25 protein-coding genes and 1 other RNA gene are annotated in these 25,054 nt (G+C 59.9%); 16 read left to right on the top strand and 10 right to left on the bottom strand.

Features of this window, described 5'->3' with window-relative positions; all coding sequences use genetic code 11:
* The first annotated feature begins 41 nt into the window (after positions 1-41).
* From MHK00_RS01925 to MHK00_RS01945, 5 genes are all read left to right on the top strand, one after another.
* Positions 42-1,181, top strand: a complete 1,140-nt coding sequence (locus MHK00_RS01925; RefSeq protein WP_250410190.1) for a Nif3-like dinuclear metal center hexameric protein — start codon at positions 42-44, stop codon at positions 1,179-1,181.
* A complete protein-coding gene (locus MHK00_RS01930) occupies positions 1,182-1,898 on the top strand; it encodes a zinc ribbon domain-containing protein (protein ID WP_005324390.1) in 717 nt (238 codons plus the stop codon). It abuts the gene before it with no gap.
* On the top strand, positions 1,898-3,028 hold the full coding sequence (locus tag MHK00_RS01935) for a bifunctional RNase H/acid phosphatase (protein ID WP_250410191.1): 1,131 nt from the start codon (positions 1,898-1,900) through the stop codon (positions 3,026-3,028). The genes MHK00_RS01930 and MHK00_RS01935 overlap by 1 nt, the downstream gene beginning before the upstream one ends.
* Before the next feature lie 15 nt (positions 3,029-3,043).
* Positions 3,044-3,491, top strand: an RNA gene (gene rnpB / locus MHK00_RS01940) — RNase P RNA component class A.
* 25 nt (positions 3,492-3,516) lie between these two features.
* Positions 3,517-4,911 (top strand): RNB domain-containing ribonuclease, encoded by a 1,395-nt coding sequence (locus tag MHK00_RS01945; RefSeq protein WP_250410192.1) that lies wholly within the window; start codon positions 3,517-3,519, stop codon positions 4,909-4,911.
* A 12-nt stretch (positions 4,912-4,923) separates the two neighbouring features.
* Here MHK00_RS01945 and MHK00_RS01950 read toward each other — a convergent pair whose 3' ends face one another.
* Complete coding sequence (locus tag MHK00_RS01950; protein WP_250410193.1) at positions 4,924-6,198, bottom strand: galactokinase family protein; 1,275 nt, start codon at positions 6,196-6,198, stop codon at positions 4,924-4,926.
* Positions 6,199-6,457: 259 nt separating this feature from the next.
* Between MHK00_RS01950 and MHK00_RS01955 the strand changes: the two genes are divergently transcribed.
* Positions 6,458-6,646, top strand: coding sequence for a hypothetical protein (locus MHK00_RS01955; protein ID WP_250410194.1), 189 nt, complete (start codon positions 6,458-6,460; stop codon positions 6,644-6,646).
* Positions 6,647-6,705: 59 nt separating this feature from the next.
* Here MHK00_RS01955 and MHK00_RS01960 read toward each other — a convergent pair whose 3' ends face one another.
* On the bottom strand, positions 6,706-8,442 hold the full coding sequence (locus tag MHK00_RS01960) for a CYTH and CHAD domain-containing protein (RefSeq protein ID WP_250410195.1): 1,737 nt from the start codon (positions 8,440-8,442) through the stop codon (positions 6,706-6,708).
* 136 nt (positions 8,443-8,578) lie between these two features.
* Positions 8,579-9,637: a DUF2786 domain-containing protein gene (locus MHK00_RS01965; RefSeq protein WP_250410196.1), complete on the bottom strand. Its 1,059-nt coding sequence runs from the start codon at positions 9,635-9,637 to the stop codon at positions 8,579-8,581.
* Between the two features lie 192 nt (positions 9,638-9,829).
* Between MHK00_RS01965 and MHK00_RS01970 the strand changes: the two genes are divergently transcribed.
* The 6 genes from MHK00_RS01970 (at position 9,830) to MHK00_RS01995 (ending at position 16,234) form a co-directional block, all read left to right on the top strand.
* A complete protein-coding gene (locus MHK00_RS01970; protein WP_005324400.1) occupies positions 9,830-11,167 on the top strand; it encodes a glutamine synthetase family protein in 1,338 nt (445 codons plus the stop codon).
* A 7-nt stretch (positions 11,168-11,174) separates the two neighbouring features.
* Positions 11,175-14,246 (top strand): bifunctional [glutamine synthetase] adenylyltransferase/[glutamine synthetase]-adenylyl-L-tyrosine phosphorylase, encoded by a 3,072-nt coding sequence (locus tag MHK00_RS01975; protein ID WP_250410197.1) that lies wholly within the window; start codon positions 11,175-11,177, stop codon positions 14,244-14,246.
* A gap of 97 nt (positions 14,247-14,343) precedes the next feature.
* Complete coding sequence (locus MHK00_RS01980) at positions 14,344-14,688, top strand: Cgl2226 family protein (RefSeq protein WP_005328146.1); 345 nt, start codon at positions 14,344-14,346, stop codon at positions 14,686-14,688.
* A gap of 10 nt (positions 14,689-14,698) precedes the next feature.
* Positions 14,699-15,148 carry a hypothetical protein gene (locus MHK00_RS01985; protein WP_250410198.1) on the top strand — a complete coding sequence of 150 codons (450 nt, stop codon included), beginning with the start codon at positions 14,699-14,701 and terminating at the stop codon, positions 15,146-15,148.
* 149 nt (positions 15,149-15,297) lie between these two features.
* The gene (locus MHK00_RS01990; protein ID WP_040425194.1) at positions 15,298-15,516 is read left to right on the top strand and encodes a hypothetical protein; all 219 of its coding nucleotides are present in this window, start codon (positions 15,298-15,300) and stop codon (positions 15,514-15,516) included.
* 10 nt (positions 15,517-15,526) lie between these two features.
* Positions 15,527-16,234 (top strand): AAA family ATPase, encoded by a 708-nt coding sequence (locus MHK00_RS01995; protein ID WP_005324405.1) that lies wholly within the window; start codon positions 15,527-15,529, stop codon positions 16,232-16,234.
* A gap of 14 nt (positions 16,235-16,248) precedes the next feature.
* Here the strand turns inward: MHK00_RS01995 and MHK00_RS02000 are convergent, their stop codons facing one another.
* A complete protein-coding gene (locus MHK00_RS02000) occupies positions 16,249-17,556 on the bottom strand; it encodes an MFS transporter (RefSeq protein ID WP_250410199.1) in 1,308 nt (435 codons plus the stop codon).
* 39 nt (positions 17,557-17,595) lie between these two features.
* Here MHK00_RS02000 and thrC point away from each other — a divergent pair, with 39 nt between their 5' ends.
* From thrC to MHK00_RS02020, 4 genes are read left to right on the top strand one after another with little or no spacing between them, the layout of a single operon-like run.
* Positions 17,596-19,038 (top strand): threonine synthase, encoded by a 1,443-nt coding sequence (gene thrC / locus MHK00_RS02005; RefSeq protein ID WP_250410200.1) that lies wholly within the window; start codon positions 17,596-17,598, stop codon positions 19,036-19,038.
* 3 nt (positions 19,039-19,041) lie between these two features.
* Positions 19,042-19,188, top strand: a complete 147-nt coding sequence (locus MHK00_RS02010; protein ID WP_005324410.1) for a hypothetical protein — start codon at positions 19,042-19,044, stop codon at positions 19,186-19,188.
* Positions 19,166-19,999, top strand: a complete 834-nt coding sequence (locus tag MHK00_RS02015) for a trypsin-like serine protease (RefSeq protein ID WP_250410201.1) — start codon at positions 19,166-19,168, stop codon at positions 19,997-19,999. Before MHK00_RS02010 ends, MHK00_RS02015 begins: the two co-directional genes overlap by 23 nt.
* A gap of 29 nt (positions 20,000-20,028) precedes the next feature.
* Entirely contained in the window at positions 20,029-20,574 is a 546-nt protein-coding gene (locus MHK00_RS02020; protein WP_250410202.1) for an NUDIX hydrolase, read from the top strand.
* 2 nt (positions 20,575-20,576) lie between these two features.
* Here the strand turns inward: MHK00_RS02020 and MHK00_RS02025 are convergent, their stop codons facing one another.
* From MHK00_RS02025 to glnA, 6 genes are all read right to left on the bottom strand, one after another.
* A complete protein-coding gene (locus MHK00_RS02025; RefSeq protein WP_250410203.1) occupies positions 20,577-20,951 on the bottom strand; it encodes a hypothetical protein in 375 nt (124 codons plus the stop codon).
* A complete protein-coding gene (locus MHK00_RS02030) occupies positions 20,951-21,160 on the bottom strand; it encodes a hypothetical protein (protein ID WP_200435416.1) in 210 nt (69 codons plus the stop codon). The genes MHK00_RS02025 and MHK00_RS02030 overlap by 1 nt, the downstream gene beginning before the upstream one ends.
* Before the next feature lie 24 nt (positions 21,161-21,184).
* On the bottom strand, positions 21,185-22,150 hold the full coding sequence (locus MHK00_RS02035; RefSeq protein ID WP_366512254.1) for a TDT family transporter: 966 nt from the start codon (positions 22,148-22,150) through the stop codon (positions 21,185-21,187).
* A 172-nt stretch (positions 22,151-22,322) separates the two neighbouring features.
* Positions 22,323-22,838 (bottom strand): Abi family protein, encoded by a 516-nt coding sequence (locus MHK00_RS11870; protein WP_366512255.1) that lies wholly within the window; start codon positions 22,836-22,838, stop codon positions 22,323-22,325.
* Positions 22,789-23,241: an Abi family protein gene (locus tag MHK00_RS11875; RefSeq protein ID WP_251068406.1), complete on the bottom strand. Its 453-nt coding sequence runs from the start codon at positions 23,239-23,241 to the stop codon at positions 22,789-22,791. Before MHK00_RS11875 ends, MHK00_RS11870 begins: the two co-directional genes overlap by 50 nt.
* Before the next feature lie 337 nt (positions 23,242-23,578).
* A complete protein-coding gene (gene glnA / locus MHK00_RS02045) occupies positions 23,579-25,012 on the bottom strand; it encodes a type I glutamate--ammonia ligase (protein ID WP_250410204.1) in 1,434 nt (477 codons plus the stop codon).
* Between the last annotated feature and the right edge of the window lie 42 nt (positions 25,013-25,054).

Here is a 25,054-nt window from a genome sequence, read left to right on the forward strand (position 1 = left end):
GTACTAACTATTCCATGAAACGAGCATAAAGGAGCACCTCTATGTCCGCTGTGAGCGTGGGCGATGTCCGCCGCGTACTCGATGAGGCCTACCCGCCGCACCTGGCGGAAAAGTGGGACGCCGTGGGGCTTATCTGCGGCGATCCGGCCGCGGAGGTAAAGCGGGTAGCTTTCGCTTTGGACTGCACCCAGGCAGTGGCCGAGCGCGCGGTGGAGCTCGGTGCGGACATGCTCGTGGTCCACCACCCGTTGCTGCTGCGCGGGGTGGAATCCGTGGCGGCCGATACGCCCAAGGGCAAGGTCGTACACACCCTGGTCAGCAATGGCGTTGCCCTCTTTGCGGCCCATACCAACGCGGATAAGGCGCGGCCGGGCGTAAACGACAAGCTCGCGGAGCTGGTAGGCATCAACCCCGGCCGGCCCATCGTGCCGGAGCCGCAGGGCGTGGATAAGTGGGGTGTGCACGTGCCGGTCGCTGCGGCCGAGGAGGTAAAGCAGGCGCTTTTCGACGCCGGCGCGGGCCACATCGGCGCCTACTCTCACTGCTCCTTCGATATCGCCGGCACGGGCCAATTCCAGCCGGAGGAGGGCGCTGACCCCACCGAGGGTGAGATTGGCGCGCTGCACCGCGGCGAGGAAATCCGCGTCGAGTTCGTCGCCCCGGCCGCACTTCGCTCCTCCTTGCTGAAGGCCCTGCACACCGCCCACCCTTATGAGGTGCCGGCCTATGACATCACGGAAACCGCCGGCCACCAAGACCTGGACAAGGCGCTCGGCCTGGGGCGTGTGGGAGAGCTGCCGCAGGAGATGACCCTGCGCGAGTTCACCCAGCAGGTGGCTAATGCCTTGCCGGAGACCGCCTGGGGCATCCGCGCCGCCGGCGATCCGGACCAGAAGGTGCGCACGGTGGCCGTGTCTTCTGGTTCGGGAGATTCTTTCCTCTCCGCGGCCGCGAAGCTAGGCGTGGACGTGTACGTTACCTCGGATCTGCGCCACCACCCGGTGGATGAGCACCTGCGCGCCGGCGGCCCCGCCGTTATCGATACCGCCCACTGGGCCAGCGAATTTCCGTGGACGGCCCAGGCGCGCGATATCGTAGAGAATGCTTTAGAACTGGATACGGAAATTATTAGCCTGCGCACCGACCCGTGGACTATCTCTGCGCACCCAAAGGAGTCATAAGTGAAACTATCGCAAGAACTACAGCCGGTACTGCTGGAGCTGGCCAACCTGGAACGCTCGCAGGGCCATGGCGCTGAGAAGGAAATCCCGGAACAAGCCGAATATGACAAGGCCAAGGAGGAGCACAAGCGCCTGCTCGATGCCTCCGGTTCTGCGCAGATGGCCGTCGACGACATGGAGACTGAAATCCTGCGCATCCAAGCCGATGAGCGCAAGCTGCGCCAGCGCGAGCGCGATGATAAGCGCCAGCTCGGCGCCGCAGTAGACCCAGAAACCCGCAAGGATCTAGAGCACGATCTCTACGCCGCCAAGTCCCGCATCGCTGACCTCATGAGCGAGCTGCAGGAGGCGCATAACGAGGTGCACGCGCTGCGTTCCAACCTGGACGTCCACGGCGCGCGCGTTTCTGATTCCGAGCGCAAGCTGGAAAAGCTGCGCCGTGCGGCCGAGGCGGCTAAGGAAGCGGCCGCCAATCAAGAAGATCCGGCCGTGCGCATCGGCGAGCTGCGCGATCAGCTGCCCGCTGGAGTGCTCAGCGAGTACGATACCCAGCGCGAGGAAAATGGCGTAGGTGCCGCCCAGTTCAAGGCCAATCGCGCCTGCGGCGGCTGCTTCATTGTCTTGCCGCCGGCCGAGCAAAACGCCGTGCGCAATGCCCCGGCCGATGAGCTGCCGCAGTGCGGCGATTGCGGCTCCTACCTGGTGCGCCTGGTCTAATGAAGGTCATCATCTACGCCGATGGCGGCTCCCGCGGCAACCCCGGAGTAGCCGGTTCCGGCACCGTTATCTATGACGGCAGCGGGCAGCGCATCCTGCGCGAAATTGTCTACGTGGTAGGCACCAAGTCCACCAATAACGTCGCAGAGTACAACGGCCTGCTGCGCGGCCTTGAAGCCGCCACCGAAATGGGCGCTACCGAGGTGGAATTCCACATGGATTCCAAGCTGGTGGTGGAACAAATCAACGGCCGCTGGAAGATCAAGCACCCCGATATGCAGAAGCTGGCCCTGCGCGCCCGCGAATATATCAACGGTTTTTCTACTTTCAGCCTGGACTGGGTGCCGCGCGCTAAGAATAAAGTGGCAGACGCCCTGTCCAATGACGCCATGGATGCCGCTGCCGCCGGGCACCCGGAAGGCATCGTTGCCGGCGAAGAAGCCGCCGAGCCAGCGCCAGCCGCGGAGCAGGACACCACCGCGCCGCACCCCACCGATTGGCTGGGGGACCGCGGACCTACCACCCGCTTTATCTTGCTGCGCCACGGGCAGACGGAGATGTCGGCCGCCAAGCAATACTCCGGCCGCGCCAATCCGGGCCTTACCGAGCTTGGCCAAAAGCAGGCGCTCGCCGCCGCGCAGGCGCTTGCCGACGCCGACTTTGACGCCATCGTCTGCTCACCCCTGCGCCGCTGCCAAGAGACCGCGGCGGCCGTGGCCAATGGCCGCGATATCGAGGTAGAGACGGTCGACGGCCTCATCGAGGTGGACTTCGGTGCGTGGGAAGGAAAAACCGCGGCCGAGGCCCACCAGCGCGACCCGGAACTCCACGAGGAATGGCTGCACGATGCGAGCGTCGCCTGTCCGGGCGGCGAATCGCTGCAAGCGGTCAACCGCCGCGTGCGCACCACCCGCAAGGAGCTCCAAGAGCGCTTCGCAGGAAAGACCGTGCTGGTGGTCAGCCACGTCAATCCAATTAAGTCCTTCATTCGCCAAGCACTCGATGCCGGCCCAGCCACCTTTGGGCATCTCTTCTTAGACCTGGCTGCCATTTCGCGAGTGGAATTCTGGGACGGCGGCTCTATGGTGCACGGATTTAACGATGTGGGCCACCTGGCGGGCCTGCGCTAGAATAAGGAACGCGAATGAGCCGGCCGGGTGATCGCGTCGCTTCAAACGGGCAGCCACGTGCTGCCGCGTGGGCGCCGAGGAAAGTCCGGACTCCACAGAGCACGGTGGTTGCTAACGGCAACCCGGGGAAACCCGCGGGCAAGTGCAACAGAAAGTAGACCGCCTTGTACCTCCACTTGGTTTCGGCCACGTTGGAGCCACAAGGTAAGGGTGAAACGGTGCGTTAAGAGCGCACCAGCACCGTCAGTGATGGCGGTGGCTGGGTAAACCCCACCGGGAGCAAGGCATCACGGCCCCGCCACGTTGCGGGGCCCGATCAGGCGTTTTAAGGCTGCTCGCTCGAGCCTGAAGGTAGCTGCTGGAACCAACTGGCAACGGTTGGTCTAGATGGATGTTCACCGCGCGGTACTTCTCAGGGAGTGCCGCGGTTAGACAGAATCCGGCTTATAGGCCGACTCATTCGCCCTACTACGTTTATGGTGGTGGGCATGAAGCTCTACGCCGCCCCACTCGATTTCCGCGCCATTGCCACAGACTTTTCGGTAGCCACCGATTTTCCGGCCGAGGTCACCGCCCAGGCCGCCCGCGCGCAGGACCGATACGCTGACTCGCGCCGCGACGCCCGCGAAATTCCCTTTGTGACCCTGGATCCCGCCGGCTCCATGGACTTGGATCAGGCGGTCTACATCGAAGAACGCGAGGGCGGATACCGCGTCTTTTATGCCATCGCGGACGTTGCCGCTTTCATTGAGCCCGGCAGCGAGCTGGAGCGCGAATCCTTCCGTCGCGGCCAGACCATCTATCTTCCCGATGAGCCCGCGCGCCTGCACCCGCCGGAGCTTTCCGAGGACCAAGCCTCGCTGCTGCCTGGCACCGATAAGCCGGCCGTATTGTGGACCTTTGACTTGGATGGCAACGGCGAGGTGGAGTCCTTCCACGTCGAGCGCGCACTCATCTACTCCCAGGCCCGCCTGGATTATGAAGGCGCGCATGCGGACCTCGCGGCCGACACGCTCCACCCATCCATCGCGCTGCTGCCGGTGGTCGGCCGGCTGCGCCAGGAATCTTCCCTGCGCCGAGAGGCCATTTCCTTGCGCCTGCCCTCCCAGCGGGTGGTGGAAAACGAGGACGGCACTTTCGAGCTCATCATCGAGCCGCGCTATGAGGTCATGGACTATAACTCCGAAATTTCCCTGTTGGCCGGCATGTGCGCTGGGCGCCTTATGCAGGAAGCTGGCGTGGGCTTCTTGCGCACCCTGCCCGCGGCCGAGCCGGAGCATGAGCGCCAATTTCGCGCCGAGGCGCAGGCCCTAGGCTTTGCGCTTGGCGACGCCCCCATACCCCAATTCCTGCTCACCGTCGACGCCGATTCCCCGCGCGGCATGGCCGTCATGCGCGAAGCCCAAAGCCTTTTGCGCGGAGCCGACTATGCCTGGCTAGGCGAGCAGGAGGCGCAGGTACACGCCGGTATCGGTGGCTACTATGCCCACGTCACCGCGCCGCTGCGGCGCCTTTCCGATAGGTTCGCCACGGAGGTATGCCTCGCCCTGTGCGGCGGTTATGAGGTTCCCGAGTGGGTAACAGGCAGCGCCACGGAGGTCATCGGGGCGATGCGTTCGACCTCGCAGCTCGCCTCCCAAGTGGATAAGGCCTGCCTGAACCTGACGGAGGCGACTGTGCTGCGACCTTGGCTCGGTACCAATTTCTCAGCCACTGTGGTCCGCGGCGATCCGAAGCGGGACAAGGCGCGGATTTTCGTACCGGAGCCACCCGTCTTCGCCCACTCCGTGGGCGCACCGGAAACCGGCAGTGAAACCACTGTCTCACTGGTGACGGCGGATACCGATTCACGCGAGGTTCTTTTTGCCTGGCCAGCCGACTAGCCGGCAAGGATCCTAGCCTTCGCCGCGGGCGGCCTCGCCTGGCTGCAGCTCGACGACGAGCAGTCCGTCTTCAGCCAAGTCAGCTGCAAAATTGTGCGCGCTTTTCGCCGGAACATAAGCGATGACCGCGTTCGAGGTCCCGGCATGCGCCGAGCGACCCGCAACGGCACCGCGAACCGTGACCAATTCGGCGAGTTTTTCTGCCGAATCCAAGCCGTAGATATTTGCCAAAGAAGACTGTGACTGCAACAGGATAGGGAAGAGCTCCGCGCCGCGGTGCGAGCGCAGGCAGCGCGCAAACTTTTCTACGCGCTCAGTTTCTTCCTCATAAAAGGCCATCCACTCCGTGGCGGCGCTGATGCTCGGGCGGCCTTCCTCGCCGTAGACTTTGTGCACGGCCTTCAGCCAGTCGAGGACGCGCTGTTGGGCGTCGGGAAGCAAGCGCAGCGAATCGGTGCCGAAGGAGTGGCAGGCATCATCGATAAAGCGCTGGCGCTGGCGGATATTGGCGATGGCCTTTTCTTCCTGTGCGGAAAAATCTTCCGGCACTGCCACCGCAAAGGCGGACATCTCGCGGCCCACCACATGTGGGGCGTGGGTGACAGAACCATCGGCGTAGTCCATGATGCACACGCCCTCACCCGTGCTGCGCAGCGCAGCGCTGTGGCGTGCGCGCAGTGGCGGCCGCGCTGCGAAGGTAGAAACGGCCTGGGTGCAGACATCCGCCACCCGGGCCCTCAACGGTGCATCGAGGTCCGCATCTGCACCCATGAGCGCTAGCGCCACCGCGACGTCCGCAGCGGCATCCGCACCCAAACCCGAACCTTCCGGAATATCGGAGGCGATGGTGATATCCGCACCGGCCGTCTCCCGGGAGAGCAACTGACGATTAATCATCGTGTGGACAATGCCGCCCACGCGGGCCGCCAACCCACCTTGTGGTGCCGGCGGAATAACCGGCTGGCCTTCCGCATCCGTGGTGGGCTGTTGCGCCGTTGCCAGTTCTGCAAGCGCCTGCAGGCTAATCGAGTCATGGGCAGGCTCGCCCTGAGCTGGGTGGAAATGGACGGCCACCACGCCATCGGTGCGAGGGCTTACCGACGCTGCAGCGCGCAACTTTCCCACACACATGGCGACAATGCCGCCGAAGTGATCAATATGTTCACCAATGAGGGACCACGTTGCCGGCGCGCTGGCGGTATGCGTTGGAGCGCTGCCTGTGAGTTCGGTATGTGCTCGGGCGGCGCGCTCGGCTACGGGCTCTGCAGGCGTTGACCACAGTGGCATGGGTGCTAAAGCTCCTTTTCCAGGTTCTGGGACCAGTAGTCTTCGTTGCCCCACACACGCGGCGGTGCGTTTAAAGCAACGAACGCCCGCCACCTATGTGCGCGGTGGCGGGGAATACGACATGGATTCGTATAAAAGAATTGTGCTGCCCCACATTCTAGCGGGCATCAATGGGACAGCGTGGGTAGTGTGGGCACAAACCATATCAGCGGCAGCACTTAGCCGGTGCCGCTGATGCAACGACTGAGAGGATAGTTTCATGAGCGATGCAGACCAGAAGTGGTTCTTTGATCCCACCACTAAGGAAGTCAGCCAAGGCAAGACCTCTGGCTGGGAAAATCGGATGGGCCCGTATGACACCCGCGAAGAGGCAGAAAACGCCATCGAAATCGCCCAAGCCCGCAATGATGCGGCAGATGCCGCAGACGAAGAAGATGACTGGAAGTAACTAACTCCCAGCCATCTCTTTTAAAGCCGTGTTTCCCGGCACCTACCCGGGAAGCGCGGCTACTTTAGTTTCTTGCGCAGCGGCTTAAACGCGGCCTTGATGTCTTTGAAAGACTCTGCGTAATCATCAAGAGCCTTTAGACCAATGGTTCGCTCGCGCTGGTAGAGCAGGCCATAGCCAAAGGTATTCTCCCCACGGCGGCGAGCGGACTCTGCCAACTCGAGCAGCTTATCGCGCGAGGTCACGGAATCCTGGAAGTCACCGAGCACCGACTGCATCTGCTTGCAGGCCTTGTAGAGTCGCTTGGTCTTGAGGTTGGTGGCAGAACCAGCTGCTTCAGCTGCATAGCGCAGCTTCTTTGCTGCCTTGCGCATATCGTGGAAATAATCCTCGCGCTCGTGCAGGGACAGTTCCTGGTTATCCCAGTTCTCCACGGCCTTTTTATGGCGCTTGACCAGCTTGTTATAGGCCTTTTCAAGGTGCTGCGCCATCACGGTATCCATGTCGGCGGACTTGTCCTTGGACTTCTTTTTCTCCGGCTTCTTTGCGGCCTTGTCTGCAGCAGGTGCGCTGTCCTCGCTGGATTCGGCAGGAGTAGCGGCGTCCTCTTCCGCAGAGGACTGCTCCTCCGGCTGCTCCGCCTCACTTGCTGCCGGGGCGGAATCCTGTTGCTTATCGGCCGTTGGCGGGTCTGCAAGCAGGCGATCGAGAGACTCCAGCAGCTCGAGGTAACGCTCGGAATCAAGAGCTGCGATCACGCGGCGGTGCGCACGGCGGTAGGCGTTGCCCATATCGTGCGCAATGTGCTCGCGGGTGGAGTCATCCAAGGTGTCAGAATCTTCGGACTCCAGCAGCTTCTGCCAGCGTTCTTCCACAACTTCCGCATCGCGAGCAACGCCCAAGATGCCGGCAAGCTCCTTGAGATCGGCTTCAATCTTGTCGATTTCTGGGCCGACAACGATGCCATGGAAGGTTTGCAGGTGGCTGCGCAGTTCGCGGGTGGCGACACGCATCTGGTGAACCGAATCCCACTCATCGCGGCGCACGCGAGGGTCATAATCAACTAGCTTGTCGCGGTTGGCTTGCAGAGCGGTGATGACGGCCGCGGCAGGGGAGTCTGGGTCCACATCCGGCGATACCAGGGCTGGAGGCAGCGGGGCATTGGCGTAAGAATCGCCCAAAGCAGATTTCAGCTTGGATGGGGAGGAAGAAACGCGCGCACCGGCACCGATAAGCAAGGAAGTGGCACGGCGAATGAATTGCGTACCTTCCTCAGTGCCAGGAAGCTCACCGGCGAGCTCTACTTCCCATTCGCGCCACGACTGCTGCTGGCCACCTGGAAGGAAGGAAAAGGCGGTGACGTGGTCATCGCAGAATTCTGCTACCGGCTTATTGTCGGCATCCGCTAGGACCATCTCGGTGCGCTTGTTGTCTACCTGCGCAATCGGGGTGAGTTCGTTGTGGCGGATAATGGAGCGAACCTGGTGGAGAAGCTCCTCCGGTACTTCGTAGCGGCCATCGACAGGTTCACCCAGCTCGGCATGGATTTCGGTGCGGCCAGCCTCGCTAGGAATCTTGATATGCCAGCCATCATCATTGCCACCGGTACGGCGGCGGAGGGTGACCTTTGCGTGGGTGAGGCGGAGGTCTTCGGTGTCGTAGTAGATGGCAGAAAGCGCGTGGTGGCGCGTGTCTGCAACGTGGTCAACTCCCTCGAGGCGGGTCAGTTCAGGGAGCTGAGTGGACTCGGCTACGGAGAATTTCGCTTCAACTTCGAGAAAAGACTGTGTAGACATTCACGTACCTTTTACTTTCTAGACCAAATAAATCTCACCGGTGATCTTACCCGTTAAGCATTCGCTGCGGTGCCACTCCTCGCCCCCGTTCGCTAGCAGGGAACGGGAAGGAAGAATGGCCTTGAGCAGGGCAGAATTACTGCGTGATTTCGGGGACCGGACCGATTCCGGAAGAATCGCCGCCTAAGTGAGATCTATCGGCAGCGGCAATGCCATCGTTGATGCCGTGCATGCTGTTCATGGAAAGCGACATTTCCGTCAGGTTGGGGAAGAGACGATTGCGGGTATCGATGGCATGATCGGTGCGCGCCTGCAGTGCCGGAAGGGTTTGGGTGGCTACAGTCTCTGCATGGTGTGAGCAGTACTGCGACTCCCGCAGGTTATCTGCGATGCCATCCTCATTTGCTTGAGTGAGCAATTCACCAATGCGGGCGGCATAAGAGAGCCGGAAACTACGGCGATAGGCGGCGGTAGAGCCCGTAGCGCGGGCAATTTCTGCGCCGTCACCATTGCGCATGAACCAATCGCATTGACGGTTAAGAGAGGCGAAGAGGTCGGCGCAATGGGCGGCGTCGGCAGGAGCGCCAATCACGCAGGCCAAGCCCTTGTCATGAATAAGGAGAGTAGTGCATCCATTGGCGTCAGAGATAGTGCTTAAGAGGGAAGCCTGGTGCTTGATATACGGCGGGTGGATGTGCACGCGGCGGGAAATAAGATCAGGTAGCTCGGAGGTAAGGAGATCCTCGATGCGATACTTCTGCTGCAGGGACTGTGCCTTAGAGATGAGGACCTCGGCCTCATCCTCAAAGCTGGTAGATTCCGCTTTTCGCAAAAGGCCTAGCACCTTTTCGCGGATTTTGCGTTGCTTATCGCTAAGCCCATCCTCCCGCAAGGATTCGCCGGAGGCTAGAAGCTCCGTATCGCGCAGCCTTGGCAAGTGGATGAGCTCTTTAATAATGGCGCGCAGCTTATCGCGCGGAATGAAATTCTCCTGCGGAGGGGCCATCTGGAGCCATGCTTTGCGCAGCGCAGGGGAGGTAATTCGTGCCGGTACATGGGGGCTCGCACGGTAAATAATGGGGTAGGCGTGCGGACCTAAGACGTGTTCTAGGTCCGCCGGCGCCCAACCTTGTTGTGCGGCGGTGATGAGGCGTTCGATTACGTGAGCAGAAAGGTCATCGCAGTGGGTGGTCATAAAGATTCGTCCTTTAAGAAGTGTACGTATGTTCGCTTGCCCACTTAGCAAAGCATGCGCTGACGCTGGCTCCTGCCAGGAAAGCCCCCGCTAGCCACCCCCTGGATACTCTTGCGACCTGCACATTTCGCCCTAGAAAAACTGTCGCATGAACTGCACATCCCTCGGGGGAGAGCCGGTAAGGTCTAAAGCATGAATAGCCAACACGAATTTGTCTTGCGCACCGTTGAGGAACGCGATATCCGCTTTATCCGCCTGTGGTTTACGGATATTCTGGGCGCCCTCAAATCCGTGGTCATGAGCCCGTCCGAGCTGGAATCGGCCTTTGAAGAAGGTGTTGGCTTTGATGGTTCTTCCGTAGAGGGCTTTTCTCGCATCTCTGAGTCTGACACCATTGCCCTGCCAGATCCCTCCACCTTTCAGATTCTGCCCTTTGATATGGATGAGCCGGACCTGCAATCGGCCCGCATGTTTTGCGATATCGCACAGCCAGACGGCCAGCCCTCCATGGTGGACCCGCGCCATATCCTGCGCCGCCAGGTCACCGAGGCCGCCAACGATGGATTTACCTGTATGGCTTCGCCAGAAATCGAGTTCTATCTCCTCGAGCGCGGCCGCGAACTCACCGACTTGGTGCCCACGGATAACGGCGGTTACTTCGACCAAGCAACGCACGATACCGCCCCGCTTTTCCGCAGGAAGGCAATGCTAGCGCTGGAATCGCTGGGAATTGCCACGGAGTTTAGCCACCACGAAACCGCGCCGGGCCAGCAAGAAATTGATCTGCGCCATGCGGACGTGCTCACCATGGCCGATAACATCATGACCTTCCGGCACGTGATCAAGCAGGTGGCCACCAACTCCAACGTGCGCGCCACCTTCATGCCTAAGCCCTTCGAACATTTACCGGGCTCAGGCATGCACACCCACTTGAGCCTTTTTGAAGGCCAATCCAATGCTTTCCACGATCCGGATGATGAATTCTCTTTGTCCCAGACCGGCCGCCAGTTCATCGCCGGCATCTTGGAGCACTCCACGGAGATGTCCGCGATTGTGAATCAGTGGACCAATTCTTATAAGCGCCTAATGTTCGGCAACGAGGCGCCGGGCGCAGCCACCTGGGGAGTATCGAATCGCTCCGCGCTGGTCCGCGTTCCCACCTACCGGCTTACCAAGGAAGAATCGCGCCGGGTAGAAATCCGCTCCATTGATGCCTCGATGAACCCCTACCTGGGATATGCGGTGCTATTGGCAGCAGGCCTGCGAGGCATCCGCGAGGGCTACGAGCTCGATGATCCGGCCGAGGACGATGTCCACCAGCTCACCCGCCGCGAGCGCCGCGCGATGGGCTATAAGGATCTACCCACCAGCCTGGATCAGGCCTTGCGCGAGTTTGAAAAATCCGAGTTCATGGCAGAAGTCTTGGGCGAGCACGTCTTTGAGTTCTTCCTGCGCTCCAAGTGGGATGAGTGGCATCACTATCAGAGCCAAATCACCACCTTTGAGCTGCGCAATAACCTGAACTTCTAGGAGAAAAATGCGTCCTGCTGCTGTGCCTTCACCGGCCACACTAGGTCTTACCCGCCCGCATGCTGCGCAGGATATTGAGCAGCTGGGGTGGAAGAATCCGGAATCAGCCGATCTGTTGTGGACCCTCGCTGCCGTGGGCGACCCAGACCTGGCTCTCAATAATCTGATCCGCATCTATGAACAAGCCCCAGAGCTCGATGATGCCGTGCGTTCCAATGAAACTTTGCGCGTGCGCCTCTTCGCACTACTGGGGGCCTCGACCGCCTTCGGCGATCACCTCGCGGCGCACCCTGAACTGTGGCGAGAACTAGAAAAACCCCTTCCGCAGTCTGAAGAGATGCTGCAAAGCTTGCTCGGTGCCGTCGATGCCGAGCCCGCGGACTTTGCGGAGGACATTGACCGTCCCGATCCGGCGCGCAAAGACTTGAGCGCGCCGGGCACCTACCGCGCCGGCGAGGGGGAGCATAAGCAGGCGCTGCGCACGACGTACCGCACTTTGATGATGCGCATTGCCGCCTGCGATGTGGCGGGTACCTTCCATTCACGCAAGGGCCAGACCAAGCTGCAGCCGGAGGTAGGATTTCGCCAGATTACGGCGCTGACCACCGCGCTTGCCGACGCCGCCTTGACCGCCTCCCTTGCCTGTGCCGTGCGCACCATTTACGGCGATGCCCCGTTGGATGCACAGCTGGCTGTCATGGCGATGGGCAAATGTGGCGCAGGAGAGCTGAACTATATTTCCGATGTGGACGTCATCTTCGTCGGCAGCGAGGCAACCCCTAGGGCCACGCGGCTGGCGGCGGAGTTTAATCGCATTGGATCCACCACCTTTTTCGAGGTGGATGCGAACCTGCGCCCCGAGGGAAAGTCGGGCGCATTGGTGCGCACTTTGGAATCTCACGTGGCCTACTACAAACGGTGGGCGGAGACGTGGGAATTCCAGGCGCTCCTTAAAGCGCGCGCTATGACGGGCTACCTCCCGCTAGGCCAGGACTATTTGGACCAGATTCGCCCGATGGTGTGGACGGCGTCGCAGCGCGAGTCCTTTGTTGAGGACGTACAGGCCATGCGCCGCCGCGTGCTGGCCAATGTTCCCGAGGAGCTCAAGCACCGCGAGCTCAAGTTGGGCGTGGGCGGCCTGCGCGATATCGAATTTGCTGTCCAGCTCTTGCAGTTGGTGCACGGGCGCTCCGATGAGACGCTGCGCGCGCTTTCCACGGTGCAGGCGCTGGAGGCGCTGATTTCAGCGGGGTACGTCGGCCGCGAGGATGGCACCCAGCTCATTGAAGCCTATGAATTCTTGCGTTTGCTTGAACACCGCCTGCAATTGGAGCGCTTCCGCCGCACGCACACGCTGCCGGAAAAGGACGATGAAGAGGGGATGAAGTGGCTGGCGCGCATCGCCGGCTTTTATCCGCAGGGCACCAAGTCGGCGGCCGAGCGCATGCTGTCACACCTGCGCCGGATTCGCCTGCGGATCTCCGAGCTGCACTCGCGCCTGTTCTACCGGCCGCTGCTTAATTCCGTGGTCACCATGTCGGCCGATGAGCTTAAGCTTTCGCCGGAGGCCGCCAAGCTGCAGCTGGCCGCGTTGGGCTATAACCACCCCGAGCGCGCATTCGAGCACCTGACCTCCTTGGCGGCGGGAACCTCGCGCAAGGCACGCATTCAGGCAATCTTGCTGCCTACCTTGATGGAATGGCTCGCCGATACCGCAGACCCCGATATGGGCCTGTTGAATTATCGCAAGCTCTCGGAGGCCGCGAACGATAGGTCGTGGTTCTTGCGCATGCTGCGCGATGAAGGAATTGTGGGCCAGCGGCTCATGCATATCCTGGGTACCTCGCCGTTTACCTCTGATCTGATTATTAGCGCACCGGATTCGGTCAAGCAGCTTTCCGACGGCGCCACTGGCCCCAAATTGCTAGAAACCAAGCCCGAACAGGTTTCCAAGGCGCTAGTTAATTCCAGCAAGCGCCACGCCGACCCGGATAAAGCGGTGGCGGTGGCGCGCTCGTTGCGCCGAGTGGAGCTGGCCCGCATCGCCAGTGCGGATTTGTTGGGCTTCATGCCGGTCAAGCAGGTATGTCATGAGCTATCCACAATTTGGGATGCCGTCCTTGAGGCTGCACTTCGCGCCGAGGTGCGCGCGTGGCGCCTTGCCAACGAAGATGCAGAGCCGCCAGCGCGCATCGCCGTCATTGGCATGGGCCGCTTGGGAGGCATGGAGCTGGGATTTGGCTCAGATGCGGATGTGCTTGTGGTGGCAGAACCCAGCGAACCGGCCGATGACTCTGGTGCGGAAGGGGAGGCCGTGAAGTGGGCCATCGGGATCGTCGATAAGCTTCGGCGCCGCCTGTCTAAGCCTTCGGGCGACCCGCCGCTGGACGTCGATTTGGGCCTGCGCCCAGAGGGCCGCTCCGGTGCGGTGGCGCGCACCATCTCCTCCTATGAGCGCTACTACCGCGAGTGGGGCGAGTCTTGGGAGCTGCAGGCATTGTTGCGCGCTGCCTTCGTGGCTGGCGATAGGGAAGTAGGCGAGCGATTTATGTCCATGGTCGATAGCTTCCGCTACCCAGAAGGCGGTGCCAGCGCCTCGACCATTCGCGATATCCGGCGCATGAAGGCGCGCGTGGACAATGAGCGCCTCCCGCGCGGCGCGGACCGCAATACTCATACCAAGCTGGGGCGCGGTGCGCTCTCAGATATTGAATGGACTGTGCAGCTCCTGACCATGATGCATGCCCACGAGTATGCCCAACTGCACGATCCGTCCACACTGCGCGTGCTCGATGCCTTGGAGGAAACCGCAATCCTGTCTGCCGAGCAAGTCTCGGACCTGCGCGAGGCCTGGCTTATGGCTACCGACGCCCGCAATGCACTGGTGCTCGTGCGCGGCAAGCGCGTGGACCAGTTGCCCGGGCCCGGCCCGCAGCTGGCCCAGGTAGCCGGTGCCGCTGGCTGGCCGCCGGAGGAGAACCAAGAGTTTCTAGAAAACTATCTGAAACTTACCCGCCATGCCCGGAAAGTTGTAGATGAGGTCTTCTGGGGCGAGGAGGAATCCTTCGAGCATTCTTAGAGTTAGCCTTGAAAGTCCCCGATGTGCGCACCGCGCCCTTACTTTTTGCACTTTCGGACTCTAAAGTGGGATGGGAAAAAGAAAGGACTGGCTAGTTATGTCTTTTAAGCTGCAACTCGATGTGGACAACGCCACGGTAGGCGAATTATCCGCGCTGCTTTCCGCAGCGCGTGCCGCGGGCGTGCGCGACGGTGACGCCCTCCACCTTGATGGCACTACATTGACCATCGAGGTCTCCACGCCGCGAGAGGAAAAGCCAGCGCCGCCGCGGCCAGAATCAGCACCGCACAATTCTCGCCAGGCCCCTCGCTCGTGGGGGCGCGCCGACCGCATAGGGGAGGCCACCATCCGCTCCATCATCGACGCCCTCAATGATCGCGGCGAGAACCCTCGCGGCAATGACTACGGTTCCTTCGGCGATGGCGCTGGTTACCATGGCTAAAATCAGCGGAGTGTATCGACATAAGCTCATCTACCTGTGGGCCTTTGTAGCCGTGTCCGTCATCGTGGCTATCGCTGTCGGGGTGTGGGCAACCAACCGCGATAATCCCCCCAAGGGGACGAAGACGGTGGGCGAGGCCGTGGCCGGTGGCGTGGTTCAGGAAGACATGCCCGCACAGGTCAATGGTGACATCATGGCCGATGATTCCACCGACGCCAACCGCGTGACCTCCCTGGCGAAGGCCCTGGGCATTCCGCTCAACTCCGTCCCGCGGGATATTACCCAGACTGAAAACGGCAAGTCCGATGTGCGCGTCTACTTGGAACGCGAGCTCAACAGTGCGGTGGAGGCCGGTGACATCAGCGAATCTGATGAAAAGGCCGTTCTCGTAGCTTTTGAGCGAGGCCTTGTCATGCCGGCAAGCGATGGCATTGTGGCCGAGAGCTATCCAGCAAACTAGCCCCCCCTTTATTTCCTCGCGAACTGGGCGCGAAGATTCAGGCAACCCGCAGCTAGGCGGCATGGCCTTGGCAGCAACTCTTCCTAAGGTAAAACATCACAAATCGGTAACGGGCAGGGTGCTCGGTGCCGAAGCCTCTGGAGGAGACTATGACTTTCAAGACCACGCTGTCGACCGCGGCGGGAGTACTCGCCGCCATTGCCATCCCCATCACCGGCGGGGTAGGGGTGGCTTATGCCGTCAATACCGTGCCGGCCGATACCATCGCCCAGTCAGTTCCGGCCGGCGACTTGGGCGGCCACCTGAAAAACTTTGGCGCGGCGGCAGCGCAGGAAGATGCGCTGCGCGTACTCGATGAACTGAATTAACCTAGGGCCCATGCTGGTTGATGCCCTAAGCCTGAAGTTTAAGCCTGATGACTACCGCGCCGAGCTGCCCGTCTTCGACTATTTAGCTGATTTGGGCAGCTTCAAGCTGCGAAGCCCCGTCACCGTCTTTGTAGGAGAAAACGGCATTGGTAAATCGAGCTTGCTCGCTGGCGTGGCTAGCGATTTGGGCTGTTCACCTGCGGGCGGCCGGATGGACGACCCAGATGAAATCGTTCCTCGTAGCCCCATTCGCTGCGATACAGAGGAAGTTATCCAGCGCGCCTACTTCTTGCGCGCCGAAAAGCACGAGTACTTGATTGGACGTGGGGATTCAGCGGCCGAACGTGGCGGCCGTTCGACTCTTTCTCAGAATGTGGATTTGTCCCGCCGCTCGCACGGACAATCCGTCTTCGACCTGCTTTACGAGCACATCAATGGCCAAGGCGTGTACATCCTTGATGAGCCAGAATCAGGTCTGTCCGTTATCCGGCAACTAGCCCTCGTAGGGGAAATTGCCCTAGCGGTTGACCGCGGCGCGCAAGTCATCATCGCCACGCACTCGCCGATTCTTCTTGCCTGCCCTGGTGCGGACATTGTGGAGCTCAACGATACTGGCTTTGAACGCATCGCCTTCGATGAAGCGGAAGCCGTGGCGGCTACCCGGGAGCTTTTGGCAGACCCTGAGGGGACCATTCGCTTCATCCTCAACCCGGAGTAAACATCCGAGGGCTTTTAGGAAACCTCCACGATGGTGACAGAAGGCCCGTCTTCGCCCACGCGACGGCGAAGGAAGTGGGTGATGACCACGCCAATCATGCCTACTACCCAGACGGCTAGCACCGCAGCCGCGGCGGCAGTGAAATCCGGCATGGAGTAATCAGGGGCGTCGGAGGAGTGGTCCAAGACCATGCCGAAGAGCTGCGCACCCAACATGCCGGAGGTAAACCCGCCCATATTGCCTAGGCCCGTAGCGGTGGCCACCACGGAGCGGTCCATGCGCTCACGCACGATATCGAAGCCATAGTTGGCCGTTGGCGTGCAGAGCGCAGTAATGAAGGACACCACCAAAATTGCGGCCAAACCGCTGTCGGTGCCAAAGGCAAAGAAAAGCAACCACGCAAGTACGTGAACCGCGACAAACCCGAGGCTAAGCCATGGGCGGACATGCTGCGCGCGGGAGGAAATTTTGCCGTGCAGGGGGCCGACGAAGACCAAGAATACCGCCAGCAAGGTAAGTACCAGGCTGGACTTAGCCTTGGACATCTCCATGCCCTGGGTCATCATGGGCATGCCCCACAGCATGACAAAAACGATGAGCGGGAGCATGCCGATGTAGTGGATGAAGTAAGCCTGCCAGGCCACCGGGGAGCGGAATACCGTCTTCAAGCGGGCCAGGATGCTGGTGGCCTGCGAGTTGGGTGGTTCCTTCTCCGTGGGAATAATCCCCAACTTCTCTGGTGAGTCTGCCACCGCCACGATAGCGGCGATGGCTACCAAGATTCCTACCGCGCCAAGGGTAACGAAGGCGGCGGTCCATCCGGCCGCACCCAGCAACCACAGGAAGGGCACCGCGGAAATGAACTGGCCCATTTGTCCTAGCGATGACGTCACCTGAGTGAACATGGGGGTGCGGTGCAGTGGGAACCAATAGGGCAGGATGCGCATCACGGAGAGAAATGCCGTGGCATCGCCCGCGCCGATGAGCACGCGCGCGGCAATGGCTACGCCATAGCTGGTGGTAAAGCCCAAGACGACCTGGCCAATGCCCATAATGACGGCGCCGACCACGAGGAGTAAGCGCGGGCCGAACTTATCGATCAAGATGCCGGTGGGGATTTGGGCTAGGGCATATACACCTAGCTGCACTGAGGTAAAGACCGCGATACGGCCGGCATCGACATCGAAGCGCTCAATGGCATCTAACCCGGCCACACCAAAAGAGGTACGGCCGGTAATCGCTACGAGGTAGACCGCCATGGCGGCTACCCAAATGCTTAAAGCCTGAGTGGTAATGACTTCTCTGGGATTCGGCTGCGACATGGCTGATACCTTACGCCTTAACTACTAAGATTCTTTTGTGTGAAGTACATTTCGACCCGCGATACCGCCTGTCAGCCCGCATCTTTTACAGATATTCTCCTCGGCGGGCTTGCCCCCGATGGCGGTTTATACCTGCCGGAGAGCTACCCACAGCTAGATTCCGCCACTTTAAATTCATGGCGCAGGCTCCTAGCGGATAAAGGCTACGCGGCGCTTGCGGCCGAGGTACTTAAGCTTTTCATTGACGATATTCCAGCGCAAGACATCGAGGCCATCGCCGTCCGCGCCTATACCAGCCCTAAGTTCGCGGACCCGGAAATCGTTCCCGTCACCGAACTAGGCGAGGGCCTTTTCATCGGCCATCTATCTGAAGGACCTACTGCGGCATTTAAGGACATGGCCATGCAGCTTTTGGGTGAGCTTTTTGAATATGAGCTCGCCCGCCGCGGCGAGACCCTCAATATTCTGGGCGCTACTTCCGGCGATACGGGGTCCTCTGCGGAGTATGCGATGCGCGGGCGCCACGGCATTCGCGTCTTTATGCTCACCCCAGCCGGCCGCATGACGGCCTTCCAGCAGGCGCAGATGTTTGGGCTGGATGACCCGAATATCTTCAACATCGCCCTCGATGGCGTCTTCGATGATTGCCAGGATGTGGTCAAGGCAGTATCGGGAGATGCTGACTTTAAGGCCACCTACCGCATTGGCGCGGTCAATTCCATTAACTGGGCACGGCTGATGGCCCAGGTGGTCTACTACATCTCCTGCTGGCTCAAGGTCACCGAAACCGCCGATCAGAAGGTTTCCTTTAGCGTTCCCACCGGTAACTTTGGCGATATCTGCGCCGGCCACATTGCCCGCCAGATGGGCCTACCCATCGATCGCCTCATCGTGGCTACCAATGAAAATGACGTCCTGGATGAGTTTTTCCGCACAGGAAACTACCGTCCGCGCCCAGCCGCAGAGACCATGGCAACCTCTTCGCCGTCCATGGATATTTCGCGCGCCTCGAACTTTGAGCGCTTTGCGTTTGACTTGCTCGGCCGCGATGCAGCCGAAACCGCGGAGTTTTTCGGCACCAAGGTGAAAGAGGGCGGCTTTAGCCTCGACCACGACAAGATCGCTGCCGCCCGCGAAGACTATGGTTTCCTGTCCGGTTCCTCCAGCCATGCCGATCGCCTAGCCACCATCAAGGATGTGCACGAGCGCTTTGATTACCTGGCGGATCCGCACACGGCCGACGGCATCAAGGTGGCCCGCGGCGCACAGCGCGAGGGCGTAGAAACGCCAATCGTGTGTCTAGAGACTGCGCTGCCGGTGAAGTTTGCTGAGACCATCACGGAAGCCATCGGCTCCGCACCCGAGCCGCCCGAGCGCTTTGCCGGCATCCTCGATACTGAGCGGCACGTCAAGGACTTGCCTAATGATGCCGCGGCGGTCAAGGATTACATCACCACGTCGATTCAGAAAACGGAGGTTTAGACCATGGCCCTAGAAAATTTTGCCGGCCCGGAACACTACACCGAGTTTGATCCGGAAAAGTTCATCCGCGATCTCAAAGCCCAGGCGGAGATGGATGCGGAAGAAGATAATAAGGAAAACGCCGGGGATGCGGACGCGGAAAGCAACTAGCGTCTTTGTAGCGTGCACGGCCGCGTTTCTTGCGGCCTGCAGCCCGGTGCGGGGTGGGGAAGAGCCAAGTTTCTCCGCCCTGTCTTCTAAAAACCTCATTCCCAATGAGTCCTATTCCCCGGCCACGGCGCCGCTCGCTCCGGGCACCGCCTTGGATCTCTCCGGCGATGAACCGCAGCCGGGTGCCTACTTCAACTACCAGTCTTGCACCGCGGCGTGGTCATTTACGCTTGCCGACGCCCGCACGATCGCCGTCACCGCTTCCCATTGCGGCAAACCCGGCGATAAGGTCTGGGCCGGCACTGCCGACGGCGACTTTAGCTACCCCGCCGAGCCTATCGGCGAGGTCATCTACTCTGATTTTTATGCCGAAGACAGCCACGACCTCGACGTGGCCTTTATCGAGATCACCGGCAGCGCTGACTACTACGTCCCCGGAGCGGTAGACAATAGCGTCGCCACGTCCTTGGCTCACCTGCCGCTTCATGTGTGCAAGCTTGGCCGCGTGACTGATGAGACCTGCGGCACGCTTATCCATGGTGCGGCGATGGCGCAGCTGAACTCGGGGGGACTCCAGCGGGATTCGATCGCCGCTAGGGCGCGCGTATGCAGTACCAATGGTGACTCCGGTGGTCCGGTGTATGGCGAAGTAGAAGGAAAACAAACCATCGTGGGCGTGGTCTCCGGAACGACGCAACGCCTCGAAGAAGGCCACACCTGCGAGACCACGCAGACGGACATGGAGCTGTCTTTCACGTTGGCCACCGATATTCAGGTTCTAGCTAAAGAGGTCTTGGGACCCATGGCCTAAGTGCGCCGCACTGGTCTACGCTAGGTGGCATGCCGACTCCAGATTTTATTGTTCAGCTGCGCGAAAAGATTGGCCATGATCAGATCTTTGTGCCAGCCTGCAGCGCCATCATCATTCGCGATGTGCCGGCAGACGCCGCGCTGTGGGAAGTCCCCTCCGTACTGCTAGTAAAGCGTTCCGATAACGGTACGTGGACCCCGGTGGAAGGAATCTGCGAGCCAGGCGAGGAAATTACTACCACCGCGCTGCGAGAAATCAAAGAGGAAGTCGGTCTCGATGCCAAGGTGGAAGCGCTATTAGGCGTGGGGCAGTCCGGACCAGTGACCTACCCCAACGGCGATGAGTGCACCTTCATGGGAACCGCACTGCGCGTATCAGTAGCGGATGGCGCAGAGCCGGTCATCAGCGATGAAGAAAATACCGAGGCTGGGTGGTTCTCCGTGGCAAAGCTTCCCGATAGCGTTTCGCGCCGCCACCGCCTCATGATTGCCGACGCCGTAGCCCAAATGAAGCATCCCCGCGGCTTTGCCCCGCGCATGGGCTGGATGAAGCGCAGCGAACGACCGGGACTGTAGGGCTAGACTTCTGCGGCGTCGGCAAGCAGCCCGCACAAGTGCTGTGGATCCTGGGCGGCGATGAGTTTTTGTGCAATGCCAGCGCGCGCATCGGCAATGTCGTCTTGGTCGCCGCAGGCAAGCACGGTATCGCTGATAGTAAGCAAGAGCTTCCCGCGCCGGGCTAGGTCATAAAAGAGCGCGCAGTCTTGTGCGTCCCAGCGCCAGGCAGTGGCGTAGAAGTCCCGCGCGCCTGAGCCAAGCCACGACGTCTCCAAGAGCAGGTGGCCGCGGCGCAGGTAGATGCCGTCTCGCTGCAGGCTGGCGAGTACGTCTCTCACCGCAGCCAGGTTGGCGCGGTCCCAGGCGATGAAGGTGATAGGGGAGCTATTATGCATTAGCGGCGCCGGCGACGATTGCCATCTGCGCGGCCGCCGGAATAGGCGCGCACGGAATTCTCGCCGCCCTCGGGCCCCAAGTCATCTATGCCCCAGGAATCTTCCGCATAGATTGCGTATTCCCTGCTCCAGTGCTCGCGTCGCGGTCGCGCCTCACGCGTACGGCGGCGTGTGCGGCGCTTGCCTCGTTCGAAGCTGGCGTCTCGCATAGTGGCTGCGCCTCCTTGCTACCTTTAGGGCCCAGTCTTAATGAGTGGCTCTTCAGGGCCGGTTTCCTTCTTTCCTTCCCACACCCAGCTGAGGAAGCGGGTGGAGCATAGTATCCAGTGGGCGGTGAGGAGGACGGGGATGGTGAGCGCAATGGCGTCGATAAGCTCGGAGCCATTGACTAATGCCAGCTGGTGGCCGCCCATGCTCACGGTTCCTGGCGGGAACGTGCAAGACCACCACGCCGGGGAGTACGGAACCCACCGAGCCACATTGGGATAGAAGGTAAACATCGCGTAGATGGACAGCGGAATGGCGATAATAAGCGCCGTAACGCCGTAATAGATGGATACCGTGCCGGGGAAGAGAATCTGCATTGCCGTGGTGGACTGGCCCACTACACCTAGCGGGACCCATGCGGTGGCTGATTTCGCGCCGGTGAAATCCACCTTGCCATGCCATGCGGCCCAGTACACGCGGGCGAAGGTGGGCACCGCCGTCACCAGTGACATGAAGAAAAATACCGTACCCATCACGTGGTAGAGCGGGCCGTAATCATTAGCTAGCCAACCGGAAACGGAAGCCGAAATCATAGGGCCGACCAGCGGCAGGCCCCAGGTGAACTTCGGCTCGCCATGAAAGCGCGTGAGTTGGATAGCCCACGTAATCACCGTAACCGGGCCACCGATCCAAAAGCCCACGAGGCGGAATGTAGGGATATCCGTCAGGCCGGAAAGCGCGGCACCGAGCGCCAAGATTCCGATGAAAAACATCGACCACTCCGCCATAGTGGTGCGCTCAAAGCTAGGGTGGCGGTAGCGCAAGAAGCCCGCGGTGAGAACGACAAAGATGACGCACGCGATGGCGGCAAAAATGCCGGCCAGGATCATCATGCCTTCTTCCACGAGCAGGCGCGAAACGATGGAGGTGCCCATGAGGCTGCCTCCCCACGCGGGGCCAGGGGCTGGGAGTTGGCGGAATCTATTAGTCACACCCACATGTTAATTTCTTTCGGTCGGGTTATCAGAATTTTGCTGTCGTTTTTGCTGGTGAGAACTCTCGCTAAGCGTGCATTTAGGGGCGGGGGTCAAACCCACGTGAATGTGTGTCTGGGGTCGCAAGAAAAGGGCTGGAATACCATTGCGTGTTCATACAGCGAGGAGGCTATGAATGATGAGGATTCGCTATACCTTGGTGGAAATCCGGATTTCGTTCGACCAGCTTCATATACTCATCCAAAAATCCATCCCACGAATTTGTAAGGAAGAGAAAGTTATCAAGGGCTACAATTACTGCTAGTAGTGAGTTCTCGCCATAATTTTGACCTAAAATTTTCTCAGCACGCCGCTTCGTGGCATTGGATACTGCAGGTTGGTCCAAAACGAAACTATTCCATAGCCGAGCTGAGTGAGCGCACTTATTTCTCACGAATGTAAAAGAGCGCAATTGGCGCGCTAAATATTGTTTCTTTACGCCAAGAATGGAACAAGTCTTTGCGTAAATTTGGTTGTCGTCGTTTCGGAAGCTTATTGCTTTCGACAACGTACCAAAGGACAATGCCTCGACGGCCACCCAAATTGGGACATCGTAAACCCACCTTTCAGTGTCGGACCCTGAGTCCTTTTGGTATTTATGGAGGTATGGTTCCGAGGTATGGTTCCTTAGACCGCTTGAGCTCACTGATAATTAGATCGTGTGTGGGCCGCATGGCCGGACTTGGTGGGCGCCGGTAAGCAGTGGGCTGAAGATACTTCTCATAAGGAGAATGGATTTCACCTTCGCTGAGAGCAAAGGCCGTCCTGGCCGCAAGCTCTGCTTCTTGGAGCCCGCGGAGAAGAAGAGAACGAAGTTCGATGTCCAACCGGTAGATTTTAACTATTTCCTCCCACTGGGTGCCAGGAAAGAATTTGGCTTCGTCACCGGCTATGTCTTCTTGGAAGTACCGCATGTAGCCCGAAAAGCGGTAATAATTTTGACGCTCTAGGAAATTTTCAGCGGATTTTTCGGAAGGAAGGATTAACCCACGGCGTTGAATTAAACTGACTTGCTCTTCAATGCTAAGGAACTTCTTCCTGCGGTTCATTGCTTCAGAATAGCAAAGCCCCCCTCTCATATTGAGCTGTTCCTATGGGAAGCTTGGAGGGGGTATCGGTTGACTAAAGTATAGCTCAAAATGCGCAATCTTAGTAATCATTTGCGCAAGGTTTTGCTCAAGTGCCATGCATCTGAAAACGCTGCGATAGTCAAACAACAAGGAGTGGGGCACCGCCAAGAACCGAGGGCGCTTGTCAATGTTGGGTGCAAAACTTCTGAAGCCAAAGTGCACATAGATCTGCAAGGCCCCCAATCGGCACTCAGCAATTAGGGAGCCTAGGAAGGCGGAAAGCCGGTGGCGAGAGGGGGCGTCGGCAAGCGCAGCTTTAGCAGTCGTAGTACATTTCGAATTCCTGCGGGGTAGGACGCAGGCGGACCGGGTTAATCTCGTTCTCGTACTTGTAGTTGATGTAGGTCTCGATGAGATCCTCGGTGAAGACATCGCCTTCGGTGAGGAAGTCCATGTCCTCCTGCAGGGCCTTCAGGGAAGCCTCGAGGGAGGTCGGCGCCTGCGGGATGGACTCAGCCTCTGCTGGCGGCAGCTCGTAGAGGTCCTTATCAACGGGAGCGTGCGGCTCAATGCGGTTCTTTACGCCGTCGATGCCGGCCATCATCATGGCAGCGAAGCCCAGGTACGGGTTGCCGGATGGGTCCGGTGCGCGGAACTCGATGCGCTTGGCCTTCGGGTTGGAACCGGTAATCGGGATACGGATGGCGGCCGAGCGGTTGCGCTGGGAGTACACCAGGTTAATCGGGGCCTCGAAGCCCGGCACCAGGCGGTGGTAGGAGTTCAGCGTCGGGTTGGTAAACGCGAGAACGGCACCGGCGTGGTGGAGGATACCGCCGATGTAGTAGCGGGCGATATCGGAAAGGCCTGCGTAGCCAGCCTCGTCGTGGAAGAGGGGCTTGCCGTCCTTCCACAGGGACATGTGGGCGTGCATGCCGGAACCATTATCGCCAGCCAGCGGCTTAGGCATGAAGGTTGCGGTCTTGCCCCACTGTGCCGCGGTCTGCTTGACCACGTACTTGAAGGTCTGGATGTCATCGCCCGCGTGCAACATGGAGTTGAAGCGGTAGTTGATCTCATTCTGGCCGGCGCCGACCTCGTGGTGGAAGCGCTCGATTTGGAAGCCAACCTTTTGCAGGTTCTCTACCATGGCATCGCGTACCTCACCGTGCTTGTCATACGGCGCGGTGGGGAAGTAGCCGCCCTTCATGCGGGTCTTGTAGCCGGTGTTCGGAGTGCCGTCGAAGTTGGTCTCGCTATCGCGGTTCCACCAGCCTTCATCGGAATCAACCTCGTAGAAGCCGTGCTGGACGTCGGTGCCAAAGCGCACGGAGTCAAAGAGGTAGAACTCGGCCTCAGCGCCAAAGTTGCAGGTATCGGCAATGCCGGTGGACTGCAGGTACTCTTCTGCCTTGCGCGCGATGTTGCGTGGGTCGCGGGAGAAAGGCTCAAAGGTAAATGGGTCGTGGACGAAGAACTTGATGTTCAGGGTCTTGGCTGTGCGGAACGGATCGATATGCGCGGTGGCTGGATCCGGCAGCAGGGTCATATCGGACTCATCGATGGTGGTGAATCCGCGGATAGAGGAGCCGTCGAAAGCGAGGCCGCTTTCGGCATCTTCTACGGTGAACTCTTCTGCTGGGATGGAAAAGTGGTGCTCGGTGCCTGGGACGTCCGTAAAGCGGATATCGACGAACTTTACGTCCTCGTCCTTAATAAATTGGACGATGTCCTGCACTGTCTCGAAAGACACGTTTGTCTCCTCGTTGTTGACCGGTGAATTGTCTCTCTATAG

Origin of the sequence: Corynebacterium tuberculostearicum, assembly GCF_022347385.1 — a bacterium.
Taxonomy (GTDB): domain Bacteria; phylum Actinomycetota; class Actinomycetes; order Mycobacteriales; family Mycobacteriaceae; genus Corynebacterium; species Corynebacterium tuberculostearicum_M.